This window comes from Nonomuraea sp. NPDC049480, assembly GCF_044465905.1.
In the GTDB taxonomy this organism is placed as follows: domain Bacteria; phylum Actinomycetota; class Actinomycetes; order Streptosporangiales; family Streptosporangiaceae; genus Nonomuraea.
In genome coordinates this window covers 742,549-768,474 of record NZ_JBITMD010000001.1, presented here as the reverse complement: position 1 = coordinate 768,474, position 25,926 = coordinate 742,549, and the positions used below count along the sequence as shown (strand labels likewise).

The window sequence follows — 25,926 nt, the reverse complement described above, 5'->3', positions numbered from 1 at the left end:
GCACCACCGCCGGATCTGCGGATCCCGTCAGAGCCGACATCAGCGCGGGACCGGGACCGAGGCCAGGATGCCGTCGAGCAGGCCGTCCGAGGTCGCGCCCTCCAGCTCGGCCTCCGGGCGGAGCTGCACGCGGTGCCGCAGCGCGGGCCTGGCCAGCGCCTTGACGTCGTCGGGCGTCACGTAGTGCCGGCCGGACAGCCACGCCCACGCCCGCGAGGCGGCCAGCAGCGCCGTGGCGCCACGCGGTGAGACGCCCAGCTGCAGCGAGGGGGAGTTACGCGTCGCGCGGGCCACGTCCACGATGTAGCCCAGCACCTCGGGCGCCACATGCACCTTGGCAGCCGCCTCCCGCCCCGCCGCCAGGTCCTCGGCCGTGGCGACCGGCTTGATCTCCGACAGGTCACGTGGGTCGAAGCCCCGGGCGTGCCGCTCCAGCACCGCGATCTCCTGATCACGCGGCGGCAGCGGCACGGTCAGCTTCAGCAGGAACCGGTCCAGTTGCGCCTCCGGGAGCTGGTACGTGCCTTCGTACTCGACCGGGTTCTGCGTCGCGCACACCACGAACGGGTCGGGCAGCTTCCGGGCCGAGCCCTCCACGCTGACCTGCCGCTCCTCCATCGCCTCCAGCAGCGCCGCCTGCGTCTTCGGCGGCGTACGGTTGATCTCGTCGGCGAGCAGCAGGTTCGTGAACACCGGACCCTCACGGAACTCGAACTCCGCGGTCTTCGCGTCATAGATCAGCGACCCGGTCACGTCGCCCGGCATCAGGTCCGGCGTGAACTGCACCCGCTTGAAGTCCAAGGACAGAGCCGACGACAGCGTGCGCACCATCAACGTCTTCGCGACGCCGGGCACGCCCTCCAGCAGCACGTGCCCCCGGCACAGCAACGCGATGACCAGCCCGGTCACCACCGCGTCCTGGCCCACCACGGCCTTGGACACCTCGGCCCGCAGCGCGCCGAGCGCGTCCCTGGCCGTGTCGGCCGAGGTCGTCACGCGGAATGTCTCCTCAGAGTTCACTGACCTGCCTTTCGATGAAGTCCAAGTATCCGGCCAGGGCGACGAGGCCGGCGTCGTCCGCCGGCGGCGGCCCGTACAGCGCCGCGCCGATCTGATGCGCATCCTGCCCGGTACGGGCGGCGAGCGCCGCGACGAGCTCCTGTGCGCCCGCGCCCGAAGCGAGCCCCAGCCTGGGCGTCAGCCGGTCGATCGTGCCCGCGCGCAGCGCGTCGGCCGCGCGCTGCCGGGCGCGCCTGGCCCGGTAGAGCCGGCCGCGGCCCTCGACCGTCTCGGCCGCCCGTACGATGACCGGCAACCGCTCGGCCACCACCGGCCCCAGACGCTTGCCCCGCCAGAACGCGGCGAGTGCCAGGGCGATGATCGCCATGTAGACGGTCCAGCGGATGTTGTCCGGCATCAGGTCGTACATCGACTCGCCGCGCTCGCCGGGCAGGTCGAGCGCGGGCGGGTTGTCCGGGGGTACCAGCCACGTCACGGGCCTGCCGGTGCCGATCAGGTTGAGCGCGAGCGCCGCGTTGCCGTCCTCGGCCAGGCGCCTGTTCGTCATGAAGGAGCCGTCGCCGACGACCGTCGTGACGCCGCCCGCGTTCGGGTAGCTGACCAGCGTGTATCCCCCACGGGGGGCCGGGTAGCAGCCGGTGGCGCCCGCCGGGCCGTCGAACGCCACGCCGCCCATGTACGCGGTGCCCGCCAGTTTGGCCGCCGGCAGTTGGCACTCGGGCTCGCGGTTGCGGGTGCGCGCCCCCTGCTCGTAGCGCTGGCGCAGGCCGGGGGCCAGCGTCTCGATGCCGGGCAGGTTGCCGACGATCAGCCGATCGCCCTGGATCCCGGCCAGGACGTGTTCGTCGAAGTACATCGTGTCCGTGATCAGCAGCAGCCGGTTGCCCGTCGCGGCCTTCTCTGTCGCCGCCTCCACGGAGTCGACCCGGTCCACCGTGACGCCGCGGGCACGCAGCAGCTCGGCCAGCGCCTTGGAACCGTCCAGCGTGGTGTCCGCCGGGTCCAGCCGGCGTGACGGGCCCCGGTCCGGGGCGAGCATGACTGCCACGATGGCCACCAGGACGAGAGCGGCGCCCATGAGCACGATCATGCGGGTTGCGGCCCACACGGAGCGGGCGGTGGCGGAGGTGGGCTGGGATCCGCCGGGCGCGGGATCGAGCGCGGTCCCACCGGGCGCGGTCGAGGATGCCGGGGGTGCGACGCCGAGTGGAGTCCCGCCGGACCCGGGGTCCGGACGCATGACCGCACTCATGACGACCCTCCCTCGGACTCGGGCTCCGGTCTTTCCCCGGCCGCCACGTCACCAGACGCGTCCCCGGGCTGCCGGTCTGCGGGCTGCTGCTCTGCGGCCGATCCTGCCGGAGGACCGGCCGGAGGACCGGCCGGGGGCCCGGCGATCGGCCCGGCCTGCGGCGGCGCGAGCGGGTAGGCCGGCGGTCCCATGGGCGGACCTGCCGCTGGCATGCCCGCCGGCCTGGCGACCTGGCCACACACGGGCCATTCCCCGGAAGCGCTCATGGCAGGACCGGTGCCGGCGCCGACCGGGACCGGGGCGCCGACTCCCGCCGGAGCCGTCATGGGGACCGGACGGGCCTGGCGTAGCCGGTTGTCCAGGAAGGACATGGAGTCGTAGGCCTCGCGGGTGCCCGGGACGCCGCCGTACGTGACGTCGTCGAACGAGCGGGCCGCCGTAGCCAGCTCCGCCTCGAACCCCGGCAGCGCCACCGCCGCCTCCGCGGCCAGTTCGTCGGCCGTACGCCCGGGCATGCCGTCCACCAGGGCCCGCTCCTCCAGATCACGGGCGATGGCGCGGAGCCGTTCCTGGATGGCTTCGCTCCAGCGCCCCTCGGCGGCGAGCTGTTCGGCGGCCTGCCGGTGCTCGGCGGCGCTCAGCGCCCGCTCACCGAACAGCCCGCCCGCGGCGAGCGCGTTCTTGCGCGAGGTCTTGCGCAGCCGCCACGAGATGAGCACGATCACCCCGAGAATGATGAGCACGATAAGCACGGCGCCGACGATCCCGCCCGTCGGCCCGCCGCCCGCGGCCACGTCGATCAGGTCGCCGAGGAACTGGTTGACGCGCCGCATGAGCAGGTCGATCCACGTCTCCTTCTGGTACTCAGGCTTGAGGAGCTCCCCCGCCGCCCGGCGCGCGGCCTCCTCCCTGCCGATCGGGCTCACGACCTGGCGGAGTTGGACGGGTGCCAGAGCTCGTCGGCCGAGGCGTGCACCCAGCCCTGGCGCTGCTGTTCGATGGCCGCCGTCTGCAGCACGAGGTCGAACGCCTCGCTGCGCATCCGCCGGTCGGCGTAGAGCAGACCCGCCACCCCTGCCTCGAAGGGGTAGGTGATCATCGCGCCGAGCGTGGCGCCGATCGCGATCAGCACGGCGGACACGACGGCGGTGGCCGCGGAGCCCGCCCCGAACATGCCGAGCAGCGTTCCCGCCAGAGTGAACGGCACCGTCAGAATGCCTCCCACGAGGCCGACGAGCAGGGAGGTGAGCAGCAGAATGCCGAACACCCGCCAGAAGTCGCCGGTGACCAGATGCCACGAGCGGCGCATGGCGTCGATCGGGCCTCTGCCTTCCAGGACCACGGCCGGCGAGGCGAACGCGAAGCGGCTCCTGAAGAACAGGTAGTAGCCGATGTACACGATGAGGAAGAGGATCGTCAGCCCGAGCAGCCAGACGGCGGAGTCGGCGGAGACGTTCAGCGCGAGGGCCACGATCAGGAGAACGAAGACGATCAGGGGCACGAGCATGATGACGGCCATGAGCCCCACGACGCCGAACAGCGCCGGGATCCGGCCCTTGACGAGCTGCCAGGCCTCGCCGGCGCTGATGGTGCCGCCGAAGACGGCCCGGCCGAGTATGCGGGTCAGCACGCCGGTCAGCAGCGTGACCACGACGAACTGGATGGCGTACGAGACGAGCGTGCTGCCGTACTGAGCGGCGAGGCCGTAGATGCCGGTGAGCTCCTCGGCCCCGGCGGTGTTCTGGGGGTTGGCGAGCAGGCCGCCCATGGAACTGAGCACGAAGGCCTGGCCGATGGCCAGGGGGATGGCGGCGAGCAGGGCGGCGACGGCCGAAAGGCCGAGCACGGCCTTCGGATTGGAGCGGATGAGCTTGATCGTGCCGTCGAGGATGTCACCGAGGCCCAGGGGGCGCAGCGGGATGATGCCGGGGCGCAGTGCCGGCGGAGGCGGCATGTAGCCGTAACCGGGTTGCGGTTGGGGCGCATACCCTGTTTGGGGCCCGGGTCCGTGGGGTTGTTGTTGCTGAGGCGGTTCGTACGGCTGCCCGTGGGGACCCTGCTGCGGTGAGCCGGGCGCGGTCCACGGGGAGGCCGGCGGGGCGCTGTAGGGCGGGGGCTGTTCGGCCGACCATCCGGATGGCGTCTCGGACGTGGGACCGTGACCGTCTGACATATCCCAATCCTGGCACGCTGGGCGGGGCATTGGTGTCACGGAGCGGATTCGCCCGCTCATCTTGCCTGCATTCTTGGGCGAATCCGGTCAAGGTCCCCATCCGGGGATGGCCGAAAGTTGCTCTGTTACCGCAGACTTAAGATAGCGGTCGCGGGGGCGGGCCTAAAATTCGCCTTTTGCAGGACTCAGGTCACACTCATGGGCCGACGAAGGGTAACCTTCAGCGATCGTGCGGGTATGTCCCACAATGCGTAGAACGAATGAGGGGCCATGAAAGGTCGCGTGCTGGTCGTCGACGACGACGCCGCTCTCGCCGAGATGCTGGGGATCGTGCTGCGGGGCGAGGGGTTCGAACCATCTTTCGTCTCCGATGGCGACAAGGCCCTCGACGCGTTCCGGGATACGCGCCCGGACCTGGTCTTGCTCGACCTGATGCTGCCGGGGGCGGACGGCATCGACGTCGCGCGCAGGATCAGGGCTGAGTCGGGGGTTCCGATCGTCATGCTCACGGCCAAGAGCGACACGATAGATGTGGTGCTGGGGCTGGAGTCCGGCGCGGACGACTACATCGTCAAGCCGTTCAAGCCGAAGGAACTGGTGGCGCGGGTGCGGGCGCGGCTTCGCCGCACCGACGAGCCGACCCCCGAGATCCTGCAGATCGGCGACATCACCATCGACGTGGCCGGTCACTCGGTCAAGCGGAGCGAGGAGACCATCAACCTCACGCCGCTCGAGTTCGACCTGCTCGTCGCGCTGGCCCGCAAGCCGCGCCAGGTGTTCACCCGCGAGGTCCTGCTCGAGCAGGTGTGGGGTTACCGGCACGCGGCCGACACGCGGCTGGTCAACGTGCACGTCCAGCGGCTCCGGGCCAAGATCGAAAAAGACCCCGAGCACCCCGAGATCGTGGTCACGGTCCGCGGCGTCGGCTACAAGGCCGGCCCCGCGTAGTCGCCCTCCTCCCCTGACATGCCCCCGACGAAGAAGAAGCGTCCCCGCCGGCGGACGCTCCGCCAGATTCTCGGCGGAGTCCGCCGGCGGGTTCGTCGCGCGGCGGGCAGGGCACGCAGCGTCTGGCGGCGCTCGCTCCAGCTCCAGGTGGTCACCAGCACGCTGGTGATCTCGGTGATCGTGGTCGTCGTGCTCGGGACGTTTCTGTCCACGCAGATCAACAAGTCGGTCATCGAGAGCACCCAGCGCTCCTCGGTCAGCGAGGCGTACGCCGACCGCCTGCAGATCGCCGACGCGCTGACCCCCGAGACGGAGGACCAGGCCAAGCCGGTCGACGGCGGCGGCGCGGCCAACCCGCTCGACGACGTCATGGACACCGTGACCGGCTCGAGCGAGGACGGCTCCAAGAAGCGCTACGACGTGCTGATCCTCAACGTGGCCAGCCCCGGCGGGTCCCGGGCCTCCGGCAGCGTCGTGCTCGCGAACGTGCCGCTCAAGCTCAGGACCGCGCTGCAGACCAGCGTGCGGAACCTCGAGTACGACAAGGTCGTCGTCTCCATCGAGCGGCTCACGTTCGCCGGTCAGAGCCAGCCCAGGCTGACGTACGTGGTCGGCGGCGTGGTGCACCAGACCTTCACCGGCCAGAACTACGAGGTCTACCACTTCTTCCCGCTCAACGAGGAAGAGGAGCTGCTGTCCAACGTCCGGCTGGCCATCGTCGTCGTGGGTCTCGGGCTCGTCCTGCTGCTGGCCGCCATCGCCTACCTGGTCGCCCGCCAGGTCGTCACCCCCGTACGCCTGGCCCGCCAGGCCGCCGAACGCCTGGCCTCCGGCAAGCTGGACGAGCGGCTGAAGGTGCGCGGCGAGGACGACCTGGCCCGCCTGGCGAACTCGTTCAACGAAATGGCCGCGAATCTGGCACTCAAGATCCACCAGCTGGAGGAGCTGTCGCAGGTCCAGCGGCAGTTCGTCTCGGATGTCTCGCACGAGCTGCGCACGCCGCTGACGACCGTGCGCATGGCCGCCGACCTGCTGTACGACGCCCGCGAGGACTTCGACCCCATGGCCGCCAGGTCGGCCGAGCTCATGCAGGCGCAGCTGGAGCGGTTCGAGTCGATGCTGGCCGACCTGCTCGAGATCAGCCGCTACGACGCCGGCGCCGCCACACTCGACCTGGACTCCATGGACGTGACCAAGGTCGTGTTGCGCGCGATCGAGGACTCAGAGGCGCTGGCCGAGCGGCACGGCACCCGCTTCGAGCTGCGGCTGCCGCACGAACCCTGCATGGCCGAGATCGACAGCCGCAGGGTCGAGCGGATCCTGCGCAACCTGCTGTTCAACGCCATCGAGCACGGCGAGGGCAGGGAGATCGTGGTGACCGTGGGCGCGGACCGGGACGCCGTGGCGGTCGCCATACGCGACCACGGCATCGGGCTCAAGCAGGGCGAGGACACCATGGTGTTCGACCGGTTCTGGCGGGCCGACCCGTCGCGGGCGCGGACCATCGGCGGGACCGGGCTCGGGCTGGCGATCTCGCGCGAGGACGCCACACTGCACGGCGGCTGGCTTCAGGCATGGGGGCAGCCGGGCGAAGGCTCGCAGTTCAGGCTGACGCTGCCCAGATTGGCCGGGGCCGGCCTGAAGGGCTCGCCGCTGCCGCTGGTGCCGCCGGAGATCGAGATGCGGCGCACCTGGCGCGGGGCCATGACGCCCGTGCTGCTGCCCGCCACGGGGGACGGGGCGATCCATGACGAGGACTAGGCGGTTCGGAGCGGTCGTCGCGATCGCGGCCGCCGTGGCCTGCACGATCTCCGGCTGCACGGTGATCCCCGTGAGCGGGCCGTACACCGTCAACGGCGAGGCCGGCGGCGGCGATCCGCTGAGCAAGCCGTTCCAGCGCATGATCGCCACCTCGCCGCAGCCCGGCTGGACCGAGGAGGAGACCGTCAGGGGACTGCAGGCCGCCATGGCCGCCTACGCCGACGACCCGACGATCCTGCCTCAATACCTGACCCCCGAGGCCCTGGAGAGCTGGACGGCCTCGGGGGCGGTCACGGTGCTCGACGACCGGCTGACGTTCGTCCCGGGTGAATCCGACGGCACGGACGGGGTGCGGACGATCACGATCAAGGGCCTGCTGATCGCCCGCATCGACGAGGACGACACCTACATTCCCCAGGCCGGGAACTGGGACCGGGACATCGAGCTGGTCAAGGCGCAGGGCGGCGGCTACCGCGTCCGGAAACTGCCCGACGGGCTCCTGCTCACCAAGTCCGACGTGGATCGCGCGTACCGGGCGACCAAGCTCTACTACCTGAACGGCAGCACCCAGGACAGGCTCGTTGTGGACAACGTACGCCTGCGGCTGAAGCCGACGGAGACGTACGCGAAGATCATCCTCGAACGGCTGCTCAAGGCTCCGACCGCCGCGCTGCAGGGCGCGGTGACCACGGGTTTCCCGCCCGGTACCAAGATCGAGTCGGTCCGGTCGGGCGAGGACGAGCGGGTGGTGATCAACCTGTCCGGCCCGCTCGACCCCCTGGACCTGAGCACCGAACAGGCCCTCATGGCCCAGATCAGGTACAGCCTCAACAACAACGACGTCGCCAAGGGCCGCGGCATCGAGGTGATCGCGGACGGGGAGTCGTACTCCATCTTCTGGCCCAACTCCGACCAGAACCTGCTGGACAACCTGGGTAACGCCGCCTTCTACGTGAGCAAGGGCGCGGTGCACAGCATGGGGCCGGAGGGACCGGGCTCCACCGTGGCGGGACCGGCCGGCGAGCAGCGCGCGGGCTACCGCCACTTCGCCATGTCCAAGGACGGCGCCCTCATCGCCGCGGAGACCGACACCGGGATCTCCGTGGTCGGCCGCACGCAGGAGGGGCAGTGGCAGGAGGTCATCCACGGCGCGGAGCTCACTCCGCCGTCGTGGCACCGTGACGGGTCGCTGTGGACGTTCGACCAGAAGAACAAGGTCGTGTTGAGGTACGACCCGGCCAGCGGGCGCGGGCCCGAGCGGGTCTCCGCGCCCGGGCTGAAGGGGTGGGACGTCACCAACCTGCGCATCGCCAGGGACGGGGTGCGGGTGGTGGTCACGACCCGCAAGAACACCATCCAGATCGGCGCGCTGACGGGCGCGGGCGGGCTCAAGCTAGGCAACGTCCGGCCGCTGACGGCGACCGACGCGGGGGACGTCCAGGACGTGGCGTGGCGGGACGACGAGCATCTGCTGGTGCTGGTCCAGAGCAACGCCGGGCAGATACTGAACGAGATCGACATCGGTGACGGGGAGATCAACGAGATTCCGCTGAAGGACAAGCTCTGGTCGGTGGCGGCGTTGAACGAGCGCGTCCTGGCGGAGGCCGAGGGAGAGAAGGGGAAGGGCCGCAAGATCATTGAGCTCAACGCGGACCAGAGCTGGACCGCCAAGATCGACTCCAACGTCGAGTCCCCGCTCTTTCCGCTGGGCTGAGATCCGGCCTGGCGTCGCTTCGGTGCCGCACAGCGGCTCTTCCGTACCGTGTGGGCGCCGCCGGGCACGCCGTTCCGCGCCGCTCCGCCTCGCCGTCGTCCTGCACCGCGCCGCTCCGCCTCGCCGTCGTTCCAAGCCGCGTCGCCCAGTGCCGGCACCCTGTCATGGCCGCCCGTCCGCGCCGCCGCGGAGGTGCTTCACCGGTGCCGGTGCCGATGCGGTCGGACGGCACCCGATGCGGGGGGCGTGTCGACGGGGAACCGTCGGGCGGCGGGGCGGAACCGTCGGTGGTGGGCGGCATTCTGGGGCGCGTGCTGAGCGCCGTACTCGATCTGGTCCTGCCGCGGACATGCGCGGGCTGCCGTGCGAAAGGGTCGCGATATTGCGGGCGATGCCTGGCCGAGCTGACCGCCCATCCGGCCAGGCGCCTGCCCAGACCGCGACTGCCGGGGACGCCTGACTGCTGGTCGGCGAGCCCTTACGAAGGGGGAGTGCGCAGGGCGATCGTGGCGTACAAGGAGCGGGGCGCGGTGGCGCTGGCGGGCGTGCTGGCGGAGGCCCTCGCCTTCACGGCGGTCACGGCGATCGGCGGCACCGGGGCGCGCTGGGCGGGACAGAGGTTCGCGGTCGTGCCCGTGCCCAGCGGGCGGGCGAGTCTGAGAGCCAGGGGGCACGACCCGGTCCGGCGGCTGGCGGCGCTGGCGGCGCGCCGGCTGCGGGCGTACGGTCTGCCGGCCGAGCCGTGGGCGGCGCTGCGGCAGGCGCGGCGGGTTGCCGACCAGGCGGGGCTGAGTTCGGCTGAGAGGGCCGCCAACCTCGCGGGGTCACTCCGGGTCGTCGGAGCCGCGAAAGGCCCTCCAGTGGCCTGTGTGCTGCTCGTGGACGACATCGTCACGACCGGCGCCACCCTTGTGGAAGCTTCCAAAGCCCTGCGGTCGGCGGGGGTCGAGGTGCCCTTGGCCGTAACCGTCGCGGCGACACGCCGAAGATCTTGAAAAGCATTACGTGACAGTCGGTAAAGAAAGATCCAAATCATGGTCCTCACCAGGAGGTGACATGCCCCTTCCCTCGCAAGTGCGGTGGGGCAGCTCAGTGGTAGGGAGGCCCGTCCTCGTAAGGGTTGCCGATCGGTTGAATAGGACATCAAGCGGCCTTCGCGCACCCTGCGGAAATCACGGAAAGTGATCCTTTGGTCGAACCTCCGGCTGACATTCGCCCAGGATGCGGATAGCGTTCTGACATGGCACCCGTTCGGGTCCGTGGTTGCGCAGGGTCGGGGTTCCCGGCTCTGCTAGCCGATGCCAGCCGCAGGCAAAACGGTCCACGTAAGGCGACTCTTTGTCGACCGATCACGGTGCGGCTTAGGGGTAAGTCCTGCCTTCCCGAGGGGTCAGATGCCCCTCGCCAGAAGAGAAGGGTAGTAGTGGCGACAGAGCTGCGAAATCCTCAGCAGGCGGATGTGGGGTCGAAGACCAGGTCGGCCGGACGGGTGCCAACCGAGTTCCCGGTGACCATGAGTCGGAAGAGGGTAACGGTGACAGAAAGGCAGACAGAAGACCCCGCCCGGCAGGCACGTCGTCGGGCGCTCTTGCTCAGTCGTTAGACGGAAGGGGGGCTGTTGCATGGACATCATCGTCAAGGGCCGGCACACAGGAGTGAGTGACCGGTTCCGCGACCACGTGACGACCAAGCTGGCCAGGATCGAACGTCTGGACAACAAACTCATCCGAGTTGATGTGGAGGTGTCGAAAGAACGCAATCCGCGTCTCGCCAGTCAGCGGGAGCGCGTCGAGCTCACCATTCACTCTCGAGGACCGGCCATCCGCGCCGAGGCCTCGGCCGACGACCGATTCGCAGCCCTCGACATAGCCCTCGACAAGCTGGAAGGCCGCCTCAGGCGGCTGGCCGACCGGCGCAAGGTCCACCATGGCAGCCACTGCCCGCCCTCGGTGGCGGAGCTGACCGCGACGCTCCCTGACGTCGCCGACCTGGCGCCGAAGAAGCAGCCCGCCGTCCCCGAGCCGGTCGAGGCCGACGAGGACGAACTGCATCAGCGCGACAACAAGCGCTACGACGACATCGTCCCCATTGAGATGGACGGCGAGGGGCCGCTCATCGTGCGGGAGAAGTTCCACCGAGCCGAACCGATGACCATCGATCAGGCCCTGCTCGAGATGGAGCTGGTCGGACACGACTTCTACCTGTTCCGCGACAAGGAGAGCGGCCAGCCGAGCGTCGTTTACAACAGACGCGGGTACAACTACGGCGTGTTGCGGCTCGTAGAGCCCTGATCGCGCGCTAAAAGATCTTCTCGACCACCCGAGAACCGCGGCATACGTGCCATCATGGCGGTTCAACGGCTCTGGCCCCCGACGAGGAGGAGACGTGAGCGAGCTCAGTCAGGTTCAGTCGAGCGAGCGAAGCGAGGCGCACGCGTTCGCGAGGTGGATCAAGGAGGCCTCGTGAGCGAGTGGAGCGAGCGAACCAGCTTGCTTACGAGGCTGACGAAGGAGGCCTCGTGAGCGAATCCGGCGAGGCTCGCACCGCAGCGAGCGAGCCGATCCGTGTGCTGATCGTGGATGACCACGAGCTGATCAGGCGGAGCCTGGCTTTGGCGTTGGCCGCTGAGCCCGACATCGAGGTGGTCGGTGAGGCGAGCGACGGGCAGGAGGCGGTCGTACTTGCCGATCGCCTCATGCCTGACGTCGCGCTCATGGACGTGCGCATGCCACGGCAGGACGGGATCGAGGCGGCGAAGGGCATCAAGGCCTCCGTCCCCAGCACGCGCATCATCATGCTGACGGTGAGCGACGAGGAAGAAGACCTCTTCGAGGCCATCAAGGCGGGAGCGACCGGCTATCTGCTCAAGGACGTCCAGATCAACGACGTCCCGGCCGCGGTGCGCGGCGTGCACGAGGGCCAGTCGTTAATCAACCCGGCGATGGCGGCCAAGCTCATCAGCGAGTTCCAGAACATGAGCCGCAAGGAGTCCGAACGCCCGCCCCAGCTTCCCGTGCCCCGGCTCACCGAACGTGAGATGGAGGTCCTGCGGCTGGTGGCCAAGGGCATGAACAACCGCGAGATCGCCAAGCAGCTGTTCATCTCCGAGAACACCGTGAAGAACCACGTCCGGAACATTCTCGACAAGCTGCAGCTGCACTCGCGGATGGAGGCCGTGGTTTACGCGGTGCGGGAGCGCATGCTGGAGATCACGTAGCGTAACCTGCCGGCGATCCCACGATCCAGCGCGAGGATCTCGACGCTGGAGACGCCCTGGTCGTCCACCCTGACGATCCAGTACCACGGGATGCCGGCGGCGCGGGAGGCGACTCCCAGAGCACCACGTCGATGGCCGGGTCGGAGGCGAGGCATTCCTGGGTTCGGCACCGTGTCGCCGGGCGGCGTGCTCCGGCATGTCGGCCAGGTGCTGAGCCGCCTTCTGGTGCAACCTGGAAGGCGGCTCGCGACGCACTGCCTGGCCATGGATCCTGATCGCGGAACCGTGCTCAGTTCACCTGTTGAGCGCTCCCAGCATGGAGACGAGCTCCGGTGGGTCGGCGCGTTCGACGCGTACCGAGTCGCAGCCCACCCACTCCGCCGCCGACCACAGGGCGTCGGCTAACGCGTCGGCCCACTTGGCGGGAGAGAGGCCGGGCTCCAGGCTGAGCTGCCTGGCCACCAGCGTGGTGCCCTCGCGGGCCGGGTCGACGCGGCCGATCAGGCGGCCGCCGGCCAGCACCGGCATCGTGAAGTAGCCGTGGACGCGCTTGTGCTTGGGAACGTAGAGCTCCAGCGTGTACTCGAAGCCGAAGACCCGCTCGGTGCGGCCGCGGTGCCAGATGAGCGAGTCGAACGGCGACACCAGCGTCGTGCGGTGGCGGCCGCGCGGCTCCGACTCCAGGGCGGCGGGATCGGCCCAGGCGTTGGCCTGGCCCTTCTTGCCCGGCCACCCCTCGACGGTCACCGGGACCAGGCCCGCCGCGCCGCTGAGCAGGACCTCGTCGAGTATCGCCGCGTAACGGCCCTTGAGCCGCAGGAAGTCGATCAGGTCCGTCCTGTTGGCCACGCCCAGCGAGCGCCCGGCGATGCCGGCCAGCCGGATGACGCACTCCTCGTCCGTGAGGTCCTCGGCGAGGAGGCCGGCGGGGACCACGCGCTCGGCCAGGTCGTAGACGCGGCGCCAGCCGACGCGGCGGCTGCAGACCAGCTCGCCGATGTCCAGCAGCCACTCCAGGCCGATCTTGGAGTCGGACCAGTCCCACCACGGGCCGCCGTTCTTGGCGCCGCCGACGTCGGAGGTCATCAGCGGGCCGGACTCGCGGACCTGCTCCAGGAGCTTGTCCACGCTGTCCGGAACCTCGTGCCAGCGGTATTTCCGGTCGCGGAAGGCGCGGCGCCGGAACGCGTACAGAGGCCAGTGCTCGACGGGCAGGATGCAGGCGGCGTGGCACCAGTATTCGAAGCTCTGGGCGGGGTTGTGCCAGTAGGCCCGCTCCACCTTGGCCCTGCCCACCGCGCCCAGGCGGGCGTACGCGACCAGCTCGTGGGAACGGGCGAGGACCGAGATCGTGTCGAGCTGCACGGCGCCCAGCCTGCGCAGCATGGCGTGCACTCCGCCCTTGCGCGCGTCGGCGCCGATCAGGCCCTGTGCGCGCAGGATGATCCGGCGTGCTTCGTCAGCGGTCAGGTCGGTCGAACCGGTCATGTCCGCGGTTCTGTGGTTTCGGTAGGGCGATGCATGCGAGCAATTTAGCGGCGGGCACCGACAAAATCGCCGGGCGTGCTCCACGAGGGCTTCGGCGGCATTGGCGCTTGCCGGCGCCCTGCGGCTCCCCGGGACGGCGTGCCCGCCCGGCCGGGGACCGTCGCCTCGTGACGGTGGCGCGTCGGGCGGCAAGGAAAAGGCGGGCAGCCGATGGTCGGTGCCCGCCTGTGAAGCCTGGGTTCAGCGGTGATCTTCAGCGCGCATGCCCACGCGGGGGGCGTCGATCACGACGTCGGTGAAGATATCGAAGACGAGGGCCAGGATGCCTCCTACGACGAACACCCCGACGCCGATCCAGATGAGCGTCCAGCTGGTGGCGACCAGCCCGAAGCCGGCGACGGTGAATCCGGCCAGCATGACCGTCACCGCCAGCCACGAAGACGCGCGCCCGCCGTGGCTGCCGAGATTCTCCGTATGCTCCGACTTCTTCCCCTCAACCATGACAAATCCTTCCTTTGCCGGTTATCCGCTATTGATGCGGGCCGGCGCTCAACCGGCATACCCTCTGCCTTGACCCCATTCTCCCAGACGGGTCCGGCGCCCTCGTCGGCACGGTGGCTGTGTCTGGTGGCGGAAGCGCCTACGATGGCATCGGGGAAGTTTGTCTCGGCCTCTCCTCCTGGCGACGCCGCCGGGGTAGACCTGCGAGGAGCTTTACATAAAGTGGCAGCCATTCTCGACAAGATCCTACGTGCCGGCGAAGGCAAGATCCTGCGCAAGCTCAAGCGGATCGCAGACCAGGTCAACTCCATTGAGGACGATTTCACGAGCATGTCCGACGCGGAGTTGCGCGCGCTGACGGACGAGTTCAAACAGCGCTACGCCAACGGCGAAACCCTGGACGATCTGCTTCCCGAGGCGTTCGCGACCGTGCGCGAGGCGGCCCGCCGCGTGCTCGGCCAGCGACCCTACGACGTGCAGGTCATGGGCGGCGCCAACCTCCACCTTGGCAACATCTCCGAGATGAAGACCGGTGAGGGCAAGACACTGACCTGTACGCTCCCGGCGTACCTCAACGCGCTGGCCGGCAAGGGCGTCCATGTCGTGACAGTCAACGACTACCTGGCCAAGCGCGACGCGGAGACCATGGGGCGCGTCCACCGCTTCCTCGGCCTCGAGGTCGGATGCATCGTCTCCGGCCAGCAGCCCGACGAGCGCCGCAAGCAGTACGAAGCCGACATCACATATGGCACCAACAACGAGTTCGGCTTCGACTACCTGCGTGACAACATGGCGTGGTCGCTCGAGGAGTGCGTGCAGCGCGGTCACAACTACGCGATCGTCGACGAGGTCGACTCGATCCTGATCGACGAGGCCAGGACGCCGCTGATCATCTCCGGCCCGGGCGAGCAGTCCGGCAAGTGGTACCAGGAGTTCGCCAAGATCGTGCCCCGGCTGCGCAGGGGCGTCGAGGCGAAGAACCCCGGCGAGGAGAGCACCGGCGACTACATCGTCGACGAGAAGAAGCGCACGGTCGGCATCCTGGAGGCGGGCGTCGAGAAGGTCGAGGACTGGCTCGGCATCGACAACCTCTACAAGCCCGAGCACACCCACCTCGTCGGCTTCCTGAACAACGCGCTCAAGGCCAAGGAGCTGTTCAAGAAGGACAAGGACTACATCGTCTCCGACGGCGAGGTCCTGATCGTCGACGAGTTCACCGGTCGCATCCTGCACGGGCGCCGCTACAACGAGGGCATGCACCAGGCCATCGAGGCCAAAGAGAGCGTGAAGGTCAAGGACGAGAACCAGACGCTCGCCACGGTCACCCTGCAGAACTACTTCCGCCTCTACGAAAAGCTGGCCGGCATGACCGGTACGGCCGCCACCGAGGCCAACGAGTTCCACCAGACGTACAAACTGGGCGTCGTCCCCATCCCGACCAACCGGCCGATGATCCGCAAGGACCAGGCGGACGTGGTCTACAAGACCGAGGACGCCAAGTTCAACGCGGTGGTCGAGGACATCAAGGAGCGCTACGAGCGCGGCCAGCCGGTGCTCGTCGGCACGACCTCGGTGGAGAAGTCCGAGCGGTTGTCGAAGGCGCTCAAGCGCCGTGGCGTGCCGCACGAGGTGCTCAACGCGAAGAACCACGCGCGTGAGGCGACGATCATCGCCGAGGCGGGCCGCAAGGGCGCCATCACCGTCGCCACCAACATGGCCGGTCGAGGCACCGACATCATGCTCGGCGGCAACTCCGAGTTCCGCGCCGACCTCGAGCTGCGCCAGCGCGGCCTGGACCCGGTCGAGACGCCGGAGGAGTACGAAAAGGCCTACCCGGAGGCGCTGGAGAAGGCCAGGGCCGCGGTCAAGGCCGAGCACGACGAGGTCACCGAGCTGGGCGGCCTCTACGTCCTCGGCACCGAGCGCCACGAGTCGCGCCGCATCGACAACCAGCTGCGCGGCCGCTCCGGCCGTCAGGGCGACCCCGGTGAGTCGCGGTTCTACCTGTCGCTCGGCGACGACCTCATGCGCCTGTTCAACTCGCCTCGCATCGAGATGATCATGACGAGGCTCAACATCCCGGACGACCAGCCGATCGAGTCGGGCATCGTCTCCAAGGCCATCGCCTCCGCCCAGCACCAGGTCGAGCAGCAGAACTTCGAGATCCGCAAGGAAGTTCTGAAGTACGACGAGGTGATGGACCGCCAGCGCAAGGTCATCTACGCCGAGCGCCACAGTGTGCTGGAGGGCGCCGACCTGCACGAGCAGGTGCGCGACTTCATCGGCGAAGTGATCGACGGCTACGTCCAGGGCGCCACGGCCGAGGGCTTCGCCGAGGAGTGGGACCTCGACAAGCTGTGGAAGGCGTTCGGGGAGCTCTACCCGGTCACGGTCAGGATCGACGACGTCGTCGAGGAGGCCGGCAGCAGCGAGGAGCTGACCGCCGAGCTGATCAGCGAGAAGATCAAGAAGGACGCGCTGGAGGCGTACGACCGGCGCGAGGCGGAGTTCGGCCCGGAGGCCATGCGCGACATCGAGCGCCGGGTCATCCTGTCCGTCCTCGACCGCAAGTGGCGCGAGCACCTCTACGAGATGGACTACCTGCGCGAGGGCATCGGCATGCGGGCCTACGCGCAGAAGGACCCCAAGATCGAATACGCGCGTGAGGGCTACGAGATGTTCGCCGCGATGCTTGACGGCATCAAGGAGGACTCCGTGGGCTTCCTGTTCAACCTCGAGGTCGAGGTGCAGGAAAACCCGATCGTGGAGGAAGAGGACGCGGTCATCGCGGAGACCCGCTCGATCATCGCGCGCGGGCTGCGCGGGCCCGAAAGGCCTGCCGAGCTGGAGTACACCGCGCCGGGTGAGCAGGGCGGGGTCGAGCACACCAAGGTGCGCACGACTTCGGAGGAGCGGGCCGCGTACGGCAACGTGGAGCGCAACGCGCCGTGCCCGTGCGGGTCGGGCAAGAAGTACAAGCGCTGCCACGGCGACCCGAAGCACGCCTCCTGAGCAAGAGCTGAAAGGGCCCCCACACTCCGTCCGAGGTGGGGGCCCTTCCGCTGTGCCTAGGCGGTCTCGAAGTCCGTGCAGAGCCATTGGACGCCGCGGCGTTCGAGCCGTACGGCGAGGACGTGGTTGCGCTCGCCGCAGTGGACGAGCACGCACATCTCGATCGCGCCGTCCCGGGGCTCCTTCACGTGCATGCTGCCGGCGAACGGAGTGCGGCTCGTCTGGATCATCTGTCCCGCCTGGACCAGTTCGCGGTAGGCGCGGTCGGTGAGCCGGTCGGCCACCGTTTCCGGGGGCCGGCGGCCGGCCAATACTTCGGCCAGAGCCTGCCCGAGGTGGCGCAATTTCCTTTCGTCCGGGACAGAGCCCGGAGCTCCCCATATCAAGGGATGGGAGTCCAGGGCCAGGGCCCCGTCGACCTGCGGGTTTCGAGGTGCTGCCGACACTCGTCCTCCAAATTCCTGGGCGGAGAAAGAATCGCTTATAAGGAGTTTTCGGCCCTGCTCGGATATACGGCGGGCGCCAGCTTCCCCGATTTCCGATGCTTTTCGTCCATACCGGTGAAGAAAGTGATGGGCGAGTTGGGTTCCTGTGCCGTAGTTTCGGGCGCGGGCGGCTGCCGGCTATGTCTCGGCCGTAACCTCGCGGCCCGGCGTGGGCAGGTTCAGGGCGCGGATGAGGACTGCGAAGATCACGTAGTAGATGATGAAATAGACGATCCCGAAGGCGATGATCAGCCCGAGGCCGTGCGTGTTCGACTTGCTGGCGTTCAGGAGCAGGTCGATGGCGCCTCCCGAGAAGGTGAAGCCCAGGCGGGCGCCCAGCTCGGCCATCAGCGCCATCGACAGCCCCGTCAGCAGCGCGTGCACGGCGAAAAGGAGGGGCGCGACGAAGATGAAGGCGAATTCCAGCGGCTCGGTGATTCCGGTGATGAAGGACGTCAGACCGGCCGAGAGCATGATGCCCCCGACCGGCCGGCGGCGGTCGGGCGGGGCGGCCCGCCACATGGCGATGGCCGCGCCGAGCAGGCCGAACATCATGACCGGGAAGAAGCCGGTCATGAAGACGCCCGCGCCCTGCTCGCCGGCGAAATAGCAGTTCAGGTCCCCGGTGGCGTCGCGGGTCGCGCCGTTCACGCCCGCGCGGCACTCCGGGAGCGTGAACCAGACGATGGTGTTGAGGAAGTGGTGCAGGCCCACGGGGATGAGCAGGCGGTTGGCGACGCCGTAGATGCCGGTGCCGGCCGTGCCGTGGGTGGAGAGCCAGTCTCCCACCCCGGTCAGCCAGTCACCGACCGGGCGCCACAGCAGGCCGAAGACGACGCCCAGGAGGAGGGCGGCGACGGCGGTGACGATGGGGACCGAGCGGCGGCCGCCGAAGAAGGCCAGCCAGGAGGGGAGCCTGACCCGGTAGAAGCGCTGCCACAGCAGGGCGGCCGTGATGCCGATGACGATGCCGCCCAGGACACCCGTCGGGTTCTGGGCGCCCACGTTGAGCGTATGGGTGCCGTCACGGAGGACGAGCAGGACCTTCTCGTAGACCGCTCCTTCGCCCGCCGCGAAGAACAACGTCTTGGTGACCCGGTCGAAGACCAGGTAGCCGACCAGGGCGGCCAGAGCCGTCGAGCCGTCGGCCTTGCGGGCGAACCCGATCGCCACGCCGATGGCGAACAACATGGGGAGGTTCTCGAAGAGCGCTCCGCCGGCGGCCGCCAGCACCCTCGCCACGGGGAGGAGCCAGGGCAGTACGCCGCCGAGGCCGTGGGCGCCGAGGAGGTCGTCCTGGCCGAAACGGAAGAGGAGGCCGGCGGCGGGCAGGACGGCGATGGGCATCATGAGCGAACGGCCGATGCGCTGCAGCACCGCGAACGCCGCGGACCCGGCCGAGCCGTCAGCGCCCATCGGTGCATCAACCCCCGCTCGCTGATCCGTTCGCGGGGGACTGGTGGGTTCCTACCACGGCCGCCTGCGGAGAAACCCGGAGCCTGCGGGGACCCCGGCCTTTGCCCGGCCCGCCGCCCCATTGGTGTTTGCGGGTCTCCGAGGTGTCTGCTCCAGGGGCGAAATCGAACGACCGTTCGCTGGAGAGGCGGCCATGGGTTGCGGTGCCGTTCTCCGGCGGGGCGCGCCGGCTTGGGCGCGTGCTGCTGGGCACGGGGCGGCTTGGGGGACCCGGGAGGGGCGATCGGGTCGGGCCGGTGGTGCGGGGCCGGGTGTCAGGTTTCGCCGGAGTCGACATCGGGCTCGGGTTCGCGGCCCGGGGTCATGATGTCGAGTCTGCGGATCAGGAACGTGAACACGGCGTAGTAGACGGCGGAGTACGCCACGCCCAGCAGCAGGATCCCGGGCAGGTTCTCGGTGTTCGACTTGCTGGCGTTCAGCAGCATGTCGAGCAGGCCCGCGGAGAACCCGAAGCCGAGCTGGCCGCCGATCAGCGTGGTCAGCGCCATGGCCAGGCCGGTCAGCACCGCATGGACGGCGAACAGCAGCGGCGCCACGAAGATGAAGGCGAACTCGATCGGCTCGGTGATGCCGGTGACGAACGACGCCAGCGCCGCCGACAGCAGGATGCCGCCCACCGAGGCCCGCCGGTGCTTGGGGGCCGCCCGCCACATGGCCAGGGCGGCGGCGGGCAGGGCGAACATCATGATCGGGAAGAAGCCGGCCATGAACTGGCCGGAGTGCGGCGCGCCGCCGAAGTAGCAGTTCCAGTCGCCGCCGAGCACCCGGCCGCCCACCTCGCACTGCGGGACGACGTACCAGACGACCGAGTTGACGAAGTGGTGCAGGCCGAACGGGATGAGCAGGCGGTTGATCAGGCCGTAGATGCCGGTGCCGACAGGGCCGATCGCGGTCAGGGCCTCTCCCGCGTGGCGGATCCACTCGCCGATCACCGGCCAGAGCCAGCCGAACAGCACGCCGATGAGCAGCGCCACGATGGAGGTGATGATCGGCACGAACCGGCGCCCGCCGAAGAAGGCCAGCCAGGACGGCAGCTTGATCCGGTGGAAGCGCTGCCAGAGGAGGGCGGCGACCAGGCCTATCACGATGCCGCCGAGCACCTTGGTGGGGTTCTGCATGCCGTAGTTGATGATCTCGCGGATGCCCTGGTCCTGGACCTCCCTGATCAGGACGGTGTCCCTGATGTCCGAGCCGAAGAACATGACCTTGGTGACGCGGTCGAAGACCAGGTAGCCGACCACGGCGGCGAGCGCCGTGCTGCCGTCGGCCTTGCGCGCGAACCCGATCGCCACGCCCACGGCGAACAGCAGCGGCAGGTTCTCGAACAGCGCCGCGCCGGCCGCGGCCAGGACCTCGGCGACCTGGTTCATCCAGGCGAATCCCGCCACGTCGGCCAGACCGCCCGGCTCGGCGCCGTTGGAGCCGAGCATGTCGGGCTGGCCGAAGCGCAGCAGCAGGGCGGCGGCGGGCAGGGCGGCGATGGGCAGCATCAGGGAGCGGCCCAGCCGCTGCAGCACGGTCATGACGCGCGAGAACGGCGAGGGCCGGGCGGCGGCTGTCTCGTTCACCGGGCTTTCCTCCGGGGGGTGGGAGCGGCGCGGTAAGGCCCTCAGCCCCGTCTTACGGGCATTTCGAGAACGGTACGCAGCTGGTAGCGGTCGGCGCGATAGGTGGACACGCCCAGCTCCGCGCAGACGCCGCCGGAGAAGGATCTGCGTTGCAGGAGCAGCACAGCGCCGCCGCGCGGCAGCTTCAGCAGGTCGGCGTCGCTCGGGTCGGCGATGCCGCCGTCGATGGTGAGCTCGCCGGCGTCCATGACCAGGCCGTAGTGGCTCTCCAGAAGCCCATACAGTGATTTATCCGACAAATCATGAGAAGCCAGGTCCGGGGCGAGCTTGACCGGGATGTGCGCCCGCTCGATGGACAGCGGCTCCCCGTCGGCGGTACGCAGGCGCTCGATGAAGTGCACCTCCTCGCCCGGCTGGATCCCCAGCTCCTTGGCCAGGTGGGCGCTGGCGCGCACGGTCCTCCTGTCGAGGTCGCGCGAGCCCGGGACCATACCGCGGGCCCTCATGTCGTCGGTGAACGACGTCAGTTGCAGTGCCAGCTCGATCTTCGGCCGGGCCACGAACGTGCCCTTGCCCGGCACCCGGTGCAGGCGGCCCTCGGACACGAGATGGTCGACGGCCTGGCGCACGGTCATCCTGGACAGGCCGAAGCGCTGGCACAGCTCGCGCTCGGACGGGATGGCGGCGCCGATGCTGAGCTCGTCGCTGTCGATGAGGTCCAGCAGGATCTCGCGTAGCTGGAAGTATTTGGGCACCGGGCTGTCCGGATCGATGTGCGCCACGGATCCTCCCCTCGTAACACCATGGGCAATGAGCTATGGTTCGTACTGGTCTAGTCCGGACTAGACCACCATAGGTGGCGAAAGACGGTCAAGTCCGAGCCGTACTGATTTGAGGGATGAGCCCACGATGACCACGAAGATGCGCAGCGAGATCGCCGAGCAGCCGGCCGCGTTGCGGGCCACACTGGACTCCCTGCTCCCCAGGATCGGCGAGGTGAAGGCGGTGGGCGAGCGCACTCGCCAACTGCTGTTCATCGCGCGTGGTACCTCCGACAACGCAGCAGTCTACGGGCGTTACCTGGTCGAATCGCACGCGGGACGGCTGTCGTCGCTGGCCGCCCCGTCGATCGCGACCACGTACAAGCGCAAGCTGGACCTGGACGGGGTGCTGGCGGTCGCGATCTCGCAGTCGGGGCGCACGGAGGAGATCGTCGAGACCCTGGCCTGGGCCAAGGACTGCGGGGCCAGGACCGTCGGCATCACCAACGGGGGCGAGGACAGCCCGCTCGCACAGGCCGCCGACGTGGCGCTGTGCACGGTGGCGGGCGAGGAGAAGGCTGTTCCGGCGACCAAGACGTACACGACGCAGCTCGCCGCTCTGGCCGTGCTCGCGCTGGGGCTGGGCGCCGACGTGGACGTGGCTGAACTGTGGCGGGTGCCCGAGGCGGTGGAGAAGCTGATCGCCGAGCCCGGCGACGTCGAGGCCGTGGTGGAAGGGCTGCTCGACAAGCCGGGGGTGGTCGTCTCCGGGCGCGGGCTGGCGTTCTCGACGGCGCTGGAGACGGCGCTCAAGCTCAAGGAGGCCTGCTACCTGCACGCCATGGGCCTGTCGTACGCCGACCTGCTGCACGGCCCCATCGCCGTGGTCGACGCCGACACCCCGGCGCTGCTGGTCGCCGCCGAGAACAGCCCGACGCTGGCCGGCACGGTAGCGCTGGCCGAGCGGGTGGTGGCGGCGGGTGCGGCCGCGTACACGATCGGGGGCGGCGCGGCGCTGGCGCAGGCGGGCACGGCCGCGCTCAACGGGCCCGACCTGCCCGAATGGGTGGCGCCCATGGGCCTGATCGTCCCGGGGCAGCTGCTCACCGAGGCGCTGGCCCGCCGGCTCGGCATCGACCCCGACGCGCCGCGCGGGCTGAACAAGGTCACTCAGACCGACTGATCCGGCGCCACGGGGTGCTTACGGCGCGTAACTGTACGATTACGCAGGTCGCGAGTCAATCGGTAGTCTGAGTGAGAAAGCTAGGGAGGCCGGATGGCGGCGGATGTGAACGCGATCATCGCCGGGCTCGGCGGCGCGGACAACATCATCGAGATCGAGCCCTGCATCACCCGCCTGCGCACGGAGGTGCACGACGCGTCCAAGGTCGACCAGGCCGCGCTCAAGGCGGCGGGCGCGCACGGCGTGATGGCCGCGGGGAACGTGGTCCAGGTCGTGGTCGGGCCTGAGGCGGACACGATCGCCAGCGACATCGAGGACATCATCGGCTGAGGCGAGACGATGACGACTGTTCTCGCCCCGGTTGAGGGGGCAGCTGTGGGGTTGGCCGCCGTGCCCGATCCGGTGTTCTCCGCGGGCATGGTCGGTCCGGGAACGGCGATCGATCCGCTGAGGGGGCCGGGCAAGGCCGTGGCCCCCATAGCGGGAAAAATCATGAAACTGCATCCGCATGCGTACGTCATCGTGGGGGACGACGGCAGAGGCGTGCTGGTGCACCTGGGTATCGACACGGTCCAGCTCAAGGGGGAGGGATTCCAGCTGCTGGCGGCGGAGGGCGACAGGGTGAGCGCGGGCCAGCCGGTCGTGGCCTGGGACCCGGCGGCCATCGAGGCCGGCGGCCGCTCGCCGGTCTGCCCGGTGGTCGCGCTGGACGCCCTCTCCGAGGCGGTGACCAGGGTCGCCCGTGGGGCGGTGCACGTGGGGGACGAGCTCTTCCAATGGGAATAGGCACCGCCTCGTTCCGGTCGAGAAGACGACACAATAGGCACGGCCGCCGATTCCGCCCCCCGATCGGTGGGCATCAGTCACGCGCGTCCAGCTGGTCTGGACCGGCTTAGAAGGAGGAGTCGATGGGTGAGCGCAAGGTCACCGTGGCGGCGGAGGTGGGGTTGCACGCCCGTCCCGCGGCGACGTTCGTGCAGCGGGCGATGAAGGCCCCGATGGACATCACCGTGGCGAAGGCGTCAGGCGGGAAGCCCCCGGTCAACGCCAAGAGCATCCTCGGGATCCTGGCGCTGGACGTCAGGCAGGGCGAGACCGTGGTGATCAAGGCGGATGGCGAGGGCGCCGAAGAGATCCTCGACGAGCTGGCCGAGATCGCCGGAACGCCGTGAATCTGCGGGGGGTGGGGGTCAGCCCGGGCATCGGGCACGGCCCCGCGTACGTGCTGGCCGTCTCCGTGCCCGAACCCCCCGAGGGCGCAACGTACACCGGCGAGGCGGATCAGGAGAAGGAGCGGGCCACGGCCGCGCTCACGCAGGTCGCGGGCGAGCTGGAGGCCCGCGGCAACCGGGCGGGCGGTGAGGCCGAGGAGATTCTCAAGGCCCAGGCGCTGATGGCCGAGGACCCCGGTCTGGTCGTGAAGGTCCGGTCCCTCATCGACCGCGGCCTGGCCGCTCCCCGGGCGGTTTTTGAGGCGTTCACGAAATATCGGGACGTGCTGGCCGGGTCCGGGGGTTACCTGGGCGAGCGGGCCGCCGACCTGAACGACATCAGGGATCGCGTGATCGCGCTGCTGTACGGGCAGGCCATGCCGGGGCTGCCGGCCGCGCCTGCGGAGCCGTACGTGCTGGTCGCCAGGGATCTCGCGCCCGCCGACACGGCGCTGCTGTCCCGTGAGCAGGTCGCCGCGTTCGTCACCGAGGAGGGCGGCCCCACCAGCCACACCGCGATCCTGGCCAGGGCCATGGGTGTGCCCGCGGTGGTGGCCTGCCCGGGCGCGACCGGCATCCCGCACGGCGTGCGGGTCATGGCCGACGGCACCTCCGGCGACGTACGGGTGGAGCCGGCCGAGTCCGACGTCGCCGACGCGGTCAGCGCGGCCACGGCCAGGCAGGCCGCGCTCTCTTCGGCACGGGGCCCGGGCCGGACCGCCGACGGGCACCCGGTTCCGTTGCTCGCGAACGTCGGCGGGCCCGCCGAACTGGACGCCGCCGTGGCGGCCGGCGCCGAGGGCGTGGGGCTCTACCGGACCGAGTTCCTGTTCTTCGGCCGGGCCGAGCCGCCTTCCGAAGAGGAGCAGACGCGGGCCTACCGGGCGGCCGTGGAGGCGTTCCCCGGCGGCAAGGTGATCGTGCGAACGCTGGACGGGGGCGCGGACAAGCCTCTGGCGTTCCTGCCTGCTCCGGCCGAGACGAACCCGGCACTCGGGGTGCGTGGTCTGCGCAGGTTCCGGCGCTTCCCTGGTGTGATGGACGCGCAACTGGACGCGCTCGCGGCCGTGGCGTCGGAAAATCTCCTGGTGATGGCGCCGATGGTGGCCACGGCCGAGGAGGCGGGGTGGTTCGCGCGGGCGTGCCGGGCGAAGGGCCTGCCCGGCGCGGGCGTCATGATCGAGATTCCGTCGGCCGCGCTGCGGGCCAAGGACGTGCTCGCGTCGGTGGACTTCGTGTCGATCGGCACCAACGACCTCGCCCAGTACGCGTTGGCCGCCGACCGGCAGCTCGGGGCTGTGAGCGCGCTGCAGGACCCGTGGCAGCCGGCGCTGCTCGACCTGGTCGCCATGACGGCGACCGCCGCGTCCCGGGTCGGCAAGCCGTGCGGGATCTGCGGCGAGTCGGCCGCCGACCCGGCCATGGCCTGCGTGCTGGCCGGCCTCGGCGCCTCGACGCTGTCGATGGCGGCCGGCGCGCTGGCCGCCGTACGCGCCGCGCTGGCCGCGCACACGCTCGCGCAGTGCGGGCTGGCCGCCGACGCCGCGCGGGCACGGACCACGGCGGCCGAGGCCCGTGCGGCGGCTCGCGCCCAGCTGCCCGGACTCGATCGGCTCGGGTTGTAGGGGCGAACTCCTCCGGCGTCACCGTTGGCGAGCACGGGCCCCGTCGCCTTGGGCCCGGCAGATCCCGCACGGACGTTTCGGCGTCAGCCACGTCCGTGGAACAGCGTCCGGCGGGGGCGGTGGCCCAAGAGCCGCACTCCCCTCCGAGCGGGCGCCGCGACCGCCATGATCGGCATGATCCGGCGGCTCACCGCCTGCCGCGAGGACGGCACGCTGCTGCGGGCCAAGGCGACCCCGCACGGGATGCCCGCCTACCTCGCCGGCAAGGTGATGTCGATCGCCGGCGGCCTCCTCGCCGACCTGGCGATCTTTCTCGTGCCGGGCATGCTCATCGTCGAGGGCCTGCGGATCGGACCGGGCTCCTGGCCCACGCCGGCCTGGGCGGCGGCGCCGGCCTGCCGGACACGGCTTTCGGCTTCCATCGGATCGCCGCCCAGCCTCGGCCGGCGTGCGACGAGACTGCGCCGCTGTCCGTTATAGAGGTAACACAGAGAACCGAAGACGCTCGGGTTCAATGCTGCGGCCCGTTCG

General features: G+C 69.7%; 23 protein-coding genes. 13 read left to right on the top strand and 10 right to left on the bottom strand.

The genetic code is table 11. The annotated features are described in order from the left end of the window. Positions 1-39 precede the first annotated feature (39 nt). From ACIBX3_RS03595 to ACIBX3_RS03580, 4 genes are read right to left on the bottom strand one after another with little or no spacing between them, the layout of a single operon-like run. The gene (locus ACIBX3_RS03595; protein WP_397112666.1) at positions 40-996 is read right to left on the bottom strand and encodes an AAA family ATPase; all 957 of its coding nucleotides are present in this window, start codon (positions 994-996) and stop codon (positions 40-42) included. A gap of 13 nt (positions 997-1,009) precedes the next feature. Continuing rightward, entirely contained in the window at positions 1,010-2,272 is a 1,263-nt protein-coding gene (locus ACIBX3_RS03590) for a DUF4350 domain-containing protein (protein WP_397112664.1), read from the bottom strand. Further along, positions 2,269-3,198, bottom strand: a complete 930-nt coding sequence (locus tag ACIBX3_RS03585) for a DUF4129 domain-containing protein (protein ID WP_397112662.1) — start codon at positions 3,196-3,198, stop codon at positions 2,269-2,271. The genes ACIBX3_RS03590 and ACIBX3_RS03585 overlap by 4 nt, the downstream gene beginning before the upstream one ends. Further along, entirely contained in the window at positions 3,195-4,226 is a 1,032-nt protein-coding gene (locus ACIBX3_RS03580; RefSeq protein ID WP_397112660.1) for a glycerophosphoryl diester phosphodiesterase membrane domain-containing protein, read from the bottom strand. Before ACIBX3_RS03580 ends, ACIBX3_RS03585 begins: the two co-directional genes overlap by 4 nt. Positions 4,227-4,715: 489 nt before the next feature. On the opposite strand from ACIBX3_RS03580, the gene mtrA reads away from it, so the two are divergent. The 6 genes from mtrA to ACIBX3_RS03550 all read left to right on the top strand — a co-directional run bounded on the left by mtrA (position 4,716) and on the right by ACIBX3_RS03550 (position 12,085). After that, the gene (gene mtrA / locus ACIBX3_RS03575) at positions 4,716-5,393 is read left to right on the top strand and encodes an MtrAB system response regulator MtrA (protein ID WP_026213951.1); all 678 of its coding nucleotides are present in this window, start codon (positions 4,716-4,718) and stop codon (positions 5,391-5,393) included. Positions 5,394-5,411: 18 nt separating this feature from the next. Further along, the gene (mtrB, locus tag ACIBX3_RS03570) at positions 5,412-7,154 is read left to right on the top strand and encodes an MtrAB system histidine kinase MtrB (protein WP_397112658.1); all 1,743 of its coding nucleotides are present in this window, start codon (positions 5,412-5,414) and stop codon (positions 7,152-7,154) included. Continuing rightward, positions 7,141-8,868 (top strand): LpqB family beta-propeller domain-containing protein, encoded by a 1,728-nt coding sequence (locus tag ACIBX3_RS03565; protein WP_397112656.1) that lies wholly within the window; start codon positions 7,141-7,143, stop codon positions 8,866-8,868. The genes mtrB and ACIBX3_RS03565 overlap by 14 nt, the downstream gene beginning before the upstream one ends. A gap of 311 nt (positions 8,869-9,179) precedes the next feature. Then, complete coding sequence (locus ACIBX3_RS03560) at positions 9,180-9,863, top strand: ComF family protein (RefSeq protein WP_397112654.1); 684 nt, start codon at positions 9,180-9,182, stop codon at positions 9,861-9,863. 627 nt (positions 9,864-10,490) lie between these two features. Beyond that, on the top strand, positions 10,491-11,159 hold the full coding sequence (gene hpf, locus ACIBX3_RS03555; protein WP_397112653.1) for a ribosome hibernation-promoting factor, HPF/YfiA family: 669 nt from the start codon (positions 10,491-10,493) through the stop codon (positions 11,157-11,159). A gap of 227 nt (positions 11,160-11,386) precedes the next feature. Further along, positions 11,387-12,085, top strand: coding sequence for a response regulator (locus tag ACIBX3_RS03550; RefSeq protein WP_397112651.1), 699 nt, complete (start codon positions 11,387-11,389; stop codon positions 12,083-12,085). Between the two features lie 294 nt (positions 12,086-12,379). Here the strand turns inward: ACIBX3_RS03550 and ACIBX3_RS03545 are convergent, their stop codons facing one another. Together ACIBX3_RS03545 and ACIBX3_RS03540 are read right to left on the bottom strand one after the other, a co-directional pair. Next, entirely contained in the window at positions 12,380-13,573 is a 1,194-nt protein-coding gene (locus ACIBX3_RS03545) for a winged helix-turn-helix domain-containing protein (protein ID WP_397112649.1), read from the bottom strand. Positions 13,574-13,813: 240 nt separating this feature from the next. After that, the gene (locus ACIBX3_RS03540; protein WP_397112647.1) at positions 13,814-14,074 is read right to left on the bottom strand and encodes an HGxxPAAW family protein; all 261 of its coding nucleotides are present in this window, start codon (positions 14,072-14,074) and stop codon (positions 13,814-13,816) included. A 222-nt stretch (positions 14,075-14,296) separates the two neighbouring features. Between ACIBX3_RS03540 and secA the strand changes: the two genes are divergently transcribed. Next, positions 14,297-17,086 carry a preprotein translocase subunit SecA gene (secA, locus tag ACIBX3_RS03535; protein WP_397112645.1) on the top strand — a complete coding sequence of 930 codons (2,790 nt, stop codon included), beginning with the start codon at positions 14,297-14,299 and terminating at the stop codon, positions 17,084-17,086. 56 nt (positions 17,087-17,142) lie between these two features. Here secA and ACIBX3_RS03530 read toward each other — a convergent pair whose 3' ends face one another. From ACIBX3_RS03530 to ACIBX3_RS03515, 4 genes are all read right to left on the bottom strand, one after another. Next, positions 17,143-17,430, bottom strand: coding sequence for an Rv3235 family protein (locus ACIBX3_RS03530; RefSeq protein ID WP_397112643.1), 288 nt, complete (start codon positions 17,428-17,430; stop codon positions 17,143-17,145). A gap of 279 nt (positions 17,431-17,709) precedes the next feature. Beyond that, the gene (locus ACIBX3_RS03525) at positions 17,710-18,987 is read right to left on the bottom strand and encodes a PTS transporter subunit EIIC (protein WP_397112641.1); all 1,278 of its coding nucleotides are present in this window, start codon (positions 18,985-18,987) and stop codon (positions 17,710-17,712) included. Positions 18,988-19,301: 314 nt separating this feature from the next. Beyond that, entirely contained in the window at positions 19,302-20,615 is a 1,314-nt protein-coding gene (locus ACIBX3_RS03520; RefSeq protein ID WP_397112639.1) for a PTS transporter subunit EIIC, read from the bottom strand. Between the two features lie 41 nt (positions 20,616-20,656). Further along, on the bottom strand, positions 20,657-21,397 hold the full coding sequence (locus tag ACIBX3_RS03515; RefSeq protein WP_397112637.1) for a GntR family transcriptional regulator: 741 nt from the start codon (positions 21,395-21,397) through the stop codon (positions 20,657-20,659). Between the two features lie 127 nt (positions 21,398-21,524). Between ACIBX3_RS03515 and ACIBX3_RS03510 the strand changes: the two genes are divergently transcribed. From ACIBX3_RS03510 to ACIBX3_RS03485, 6 genes are all read left to right on the top strand, one after another. After that, positions 21,525-22,559 (top strand): SIS domain-containing protein, encoded by a 1,035-nt coding sequence (locus ACIBX3_RS03510; protein ID WP_397112635.1) that lies wholly within the window; start codon positions 21,525-21,527, stop codon positions 22,557-22,559. Between the two features lie 93 nt (positions 22,560-22,652). After that, positions 22,653-22,889 carry a PTS glucose/sucrose transporter subunit IIB gene (locus tag ACIBX3_RS03505; protein ID WP_352349299.1) on the top strand — a complete coding sequence of 79 codons (237 nt, stop codon included), beginning with the start codon at positions 22,653-22,655 and terminating at the stop codon, positions 22,887-22,889. A 9-nt stretch (positions 22,890-22,898) separates the two neighbouring features. Further along, entirely contained in the window at positions 22,899-23,345 is a 447-nt protein-coding gene (locus ACIBX3_RS03500; RefSeq protein WP_397112633.1) for a PTS glucose transporter subunit IIA, read from the top strand. A gap of 122 nt (positions 23,346-23,467) precedes the next feature. Continuing rightward, entirely contained in the window at positions 23,468-23,731 is a 264-nt protein-coding gene (locus ACIBX3_RS03495; protein WP_397112631.1) for an HPr family phosphocarrier protein, read from the top strand. An 11-nt stretch (positions 23,732-23,742) separates the two neighbouring features. Further along, on the top strand, positions 23,743-25,395 hold the full coding sequence (gene ptsP, locus ACIBX3_RS03490; protein WP_397112629.1) for a phosphoenolpyruvate--protein phosphotransferase: 1,653 nt from the start codon (positions 23,743-23,745) through the stop codon (positions 25,393-25,395). A gap of 174 nt (positions 25,396-25,569) precedes the next feature. Further along, complete coding sequence (locus ACIBX3_RS03485) at positions 25,570-25,875, top strand: hypothetical protein (RefSeq protein ID WP_397112627.1); 306 nt, start codon at positions 25,570-25,572, stop codon at positions 25,873-25,875. Positions 25,876-25,926: the final 51 nt, after the last annotated feature.

Bases quoted from the DNA above. Each gene is read 5' to 3' on its own strand.
- ACIBX3_RS03540 (WP_397112647.1), bottom strand. From the start codon at position 14,074: ATGGTTGAGGGGAAGAAGTCGGAGCATACGGAGAATCTCGGCAGCCAC.
- ACIBX3_RS03500 (WP_397112633.1), top strand. From the start codon at position 22,899: ATGACGACTGTTCTCGCCCCGGTTGAGGGGGCAGCTGTGGGGTTGGCC.
- ACIBX3_RS03495 (WP_397112631.1), top strand. From the start codon at position 23,468: ATGGGTGAGCGCAAGGTCACCGTGGCGGCGGAGGTGGGGTTGCACGCC.
- ACIBX3_RS03590 (WP_397112664.1), bottom strand. From the start codon at position 2,272: ATGAGTGCGGTCATGCGTCCGGACCCCGGGTCCGGCGGGACTCCACTC.
- hpf (WP_397112653.1), top strand. From the start codon at position 10,491: ATGGACATCATCGTCAAGGGCCGGCACACAGGAGTGAGTGACCGGTTC.
- mtrA (WP_026213951.1), top strand. From the start codon at position 4,716: ATGAAAGGTCGCGTGCTGGTCGTCGACGACGACGCCGCTCTCGCCGAG.
- ACIBX3_RS03505 (WP_352349299.1), top strand. From the start codon at position 22,653: ATGGCGGCGGATGTGAACGCGATCATCGCCGGGCTCGGCGGCGCGGAC.
- ACIBX3_RS03510 (WP_397112635.1), top strand. From the start codon at position 21,525: ATGACCACGAAGATGCGCAGCGAGATCGCCGAGCAGCCGGCCGCGTTG.
- ACIBX3_RS03565 (WP_397112656.1), top strand. From the start codon at position 7,141: ATGACGAGGACTAGGCGGTTCGGAGCGGTCGTCGCGATCGCGGCCGCC.
- mtrB (WP_397112658.1), top strand. From the start codon at position 5,412: ATGCCCCCGACGAAGAAGAAGCGTCCCCGCCGGCGGACGCTCCGCCAG.
- ACIBX3_RS03580 (WP_397112660.1), bottom strand. From the start codon at position 4,226: ATGCCGCCTCCGCCGGCACTGCGCCCCGGCATCATCCCGCTGCGCCCC.
- ACIBX3_RS03485 (WP_397112627.1), top strand. From the start codon at position 25,570: ATGATCCGGCGGCTCACCGCCTGCCGCGAGGACGGCACGCTGCTGCGG.
- ACIBX3_RS03545 (WP_397112649.1), bottom strand. From the start codon at position 13,573: ATGACCGGTTCGACCGACCTGACCGCTGACGAAGCACGCCGGATCATC.
- ACIBX3_RS03525 (WP_397112641.1), bottom strand. From the start codon at position 18,987: ATGGGCGCTGACGGCTCGGCCGGGTCCGCGGCGTTCGCGGTGCTGCAG.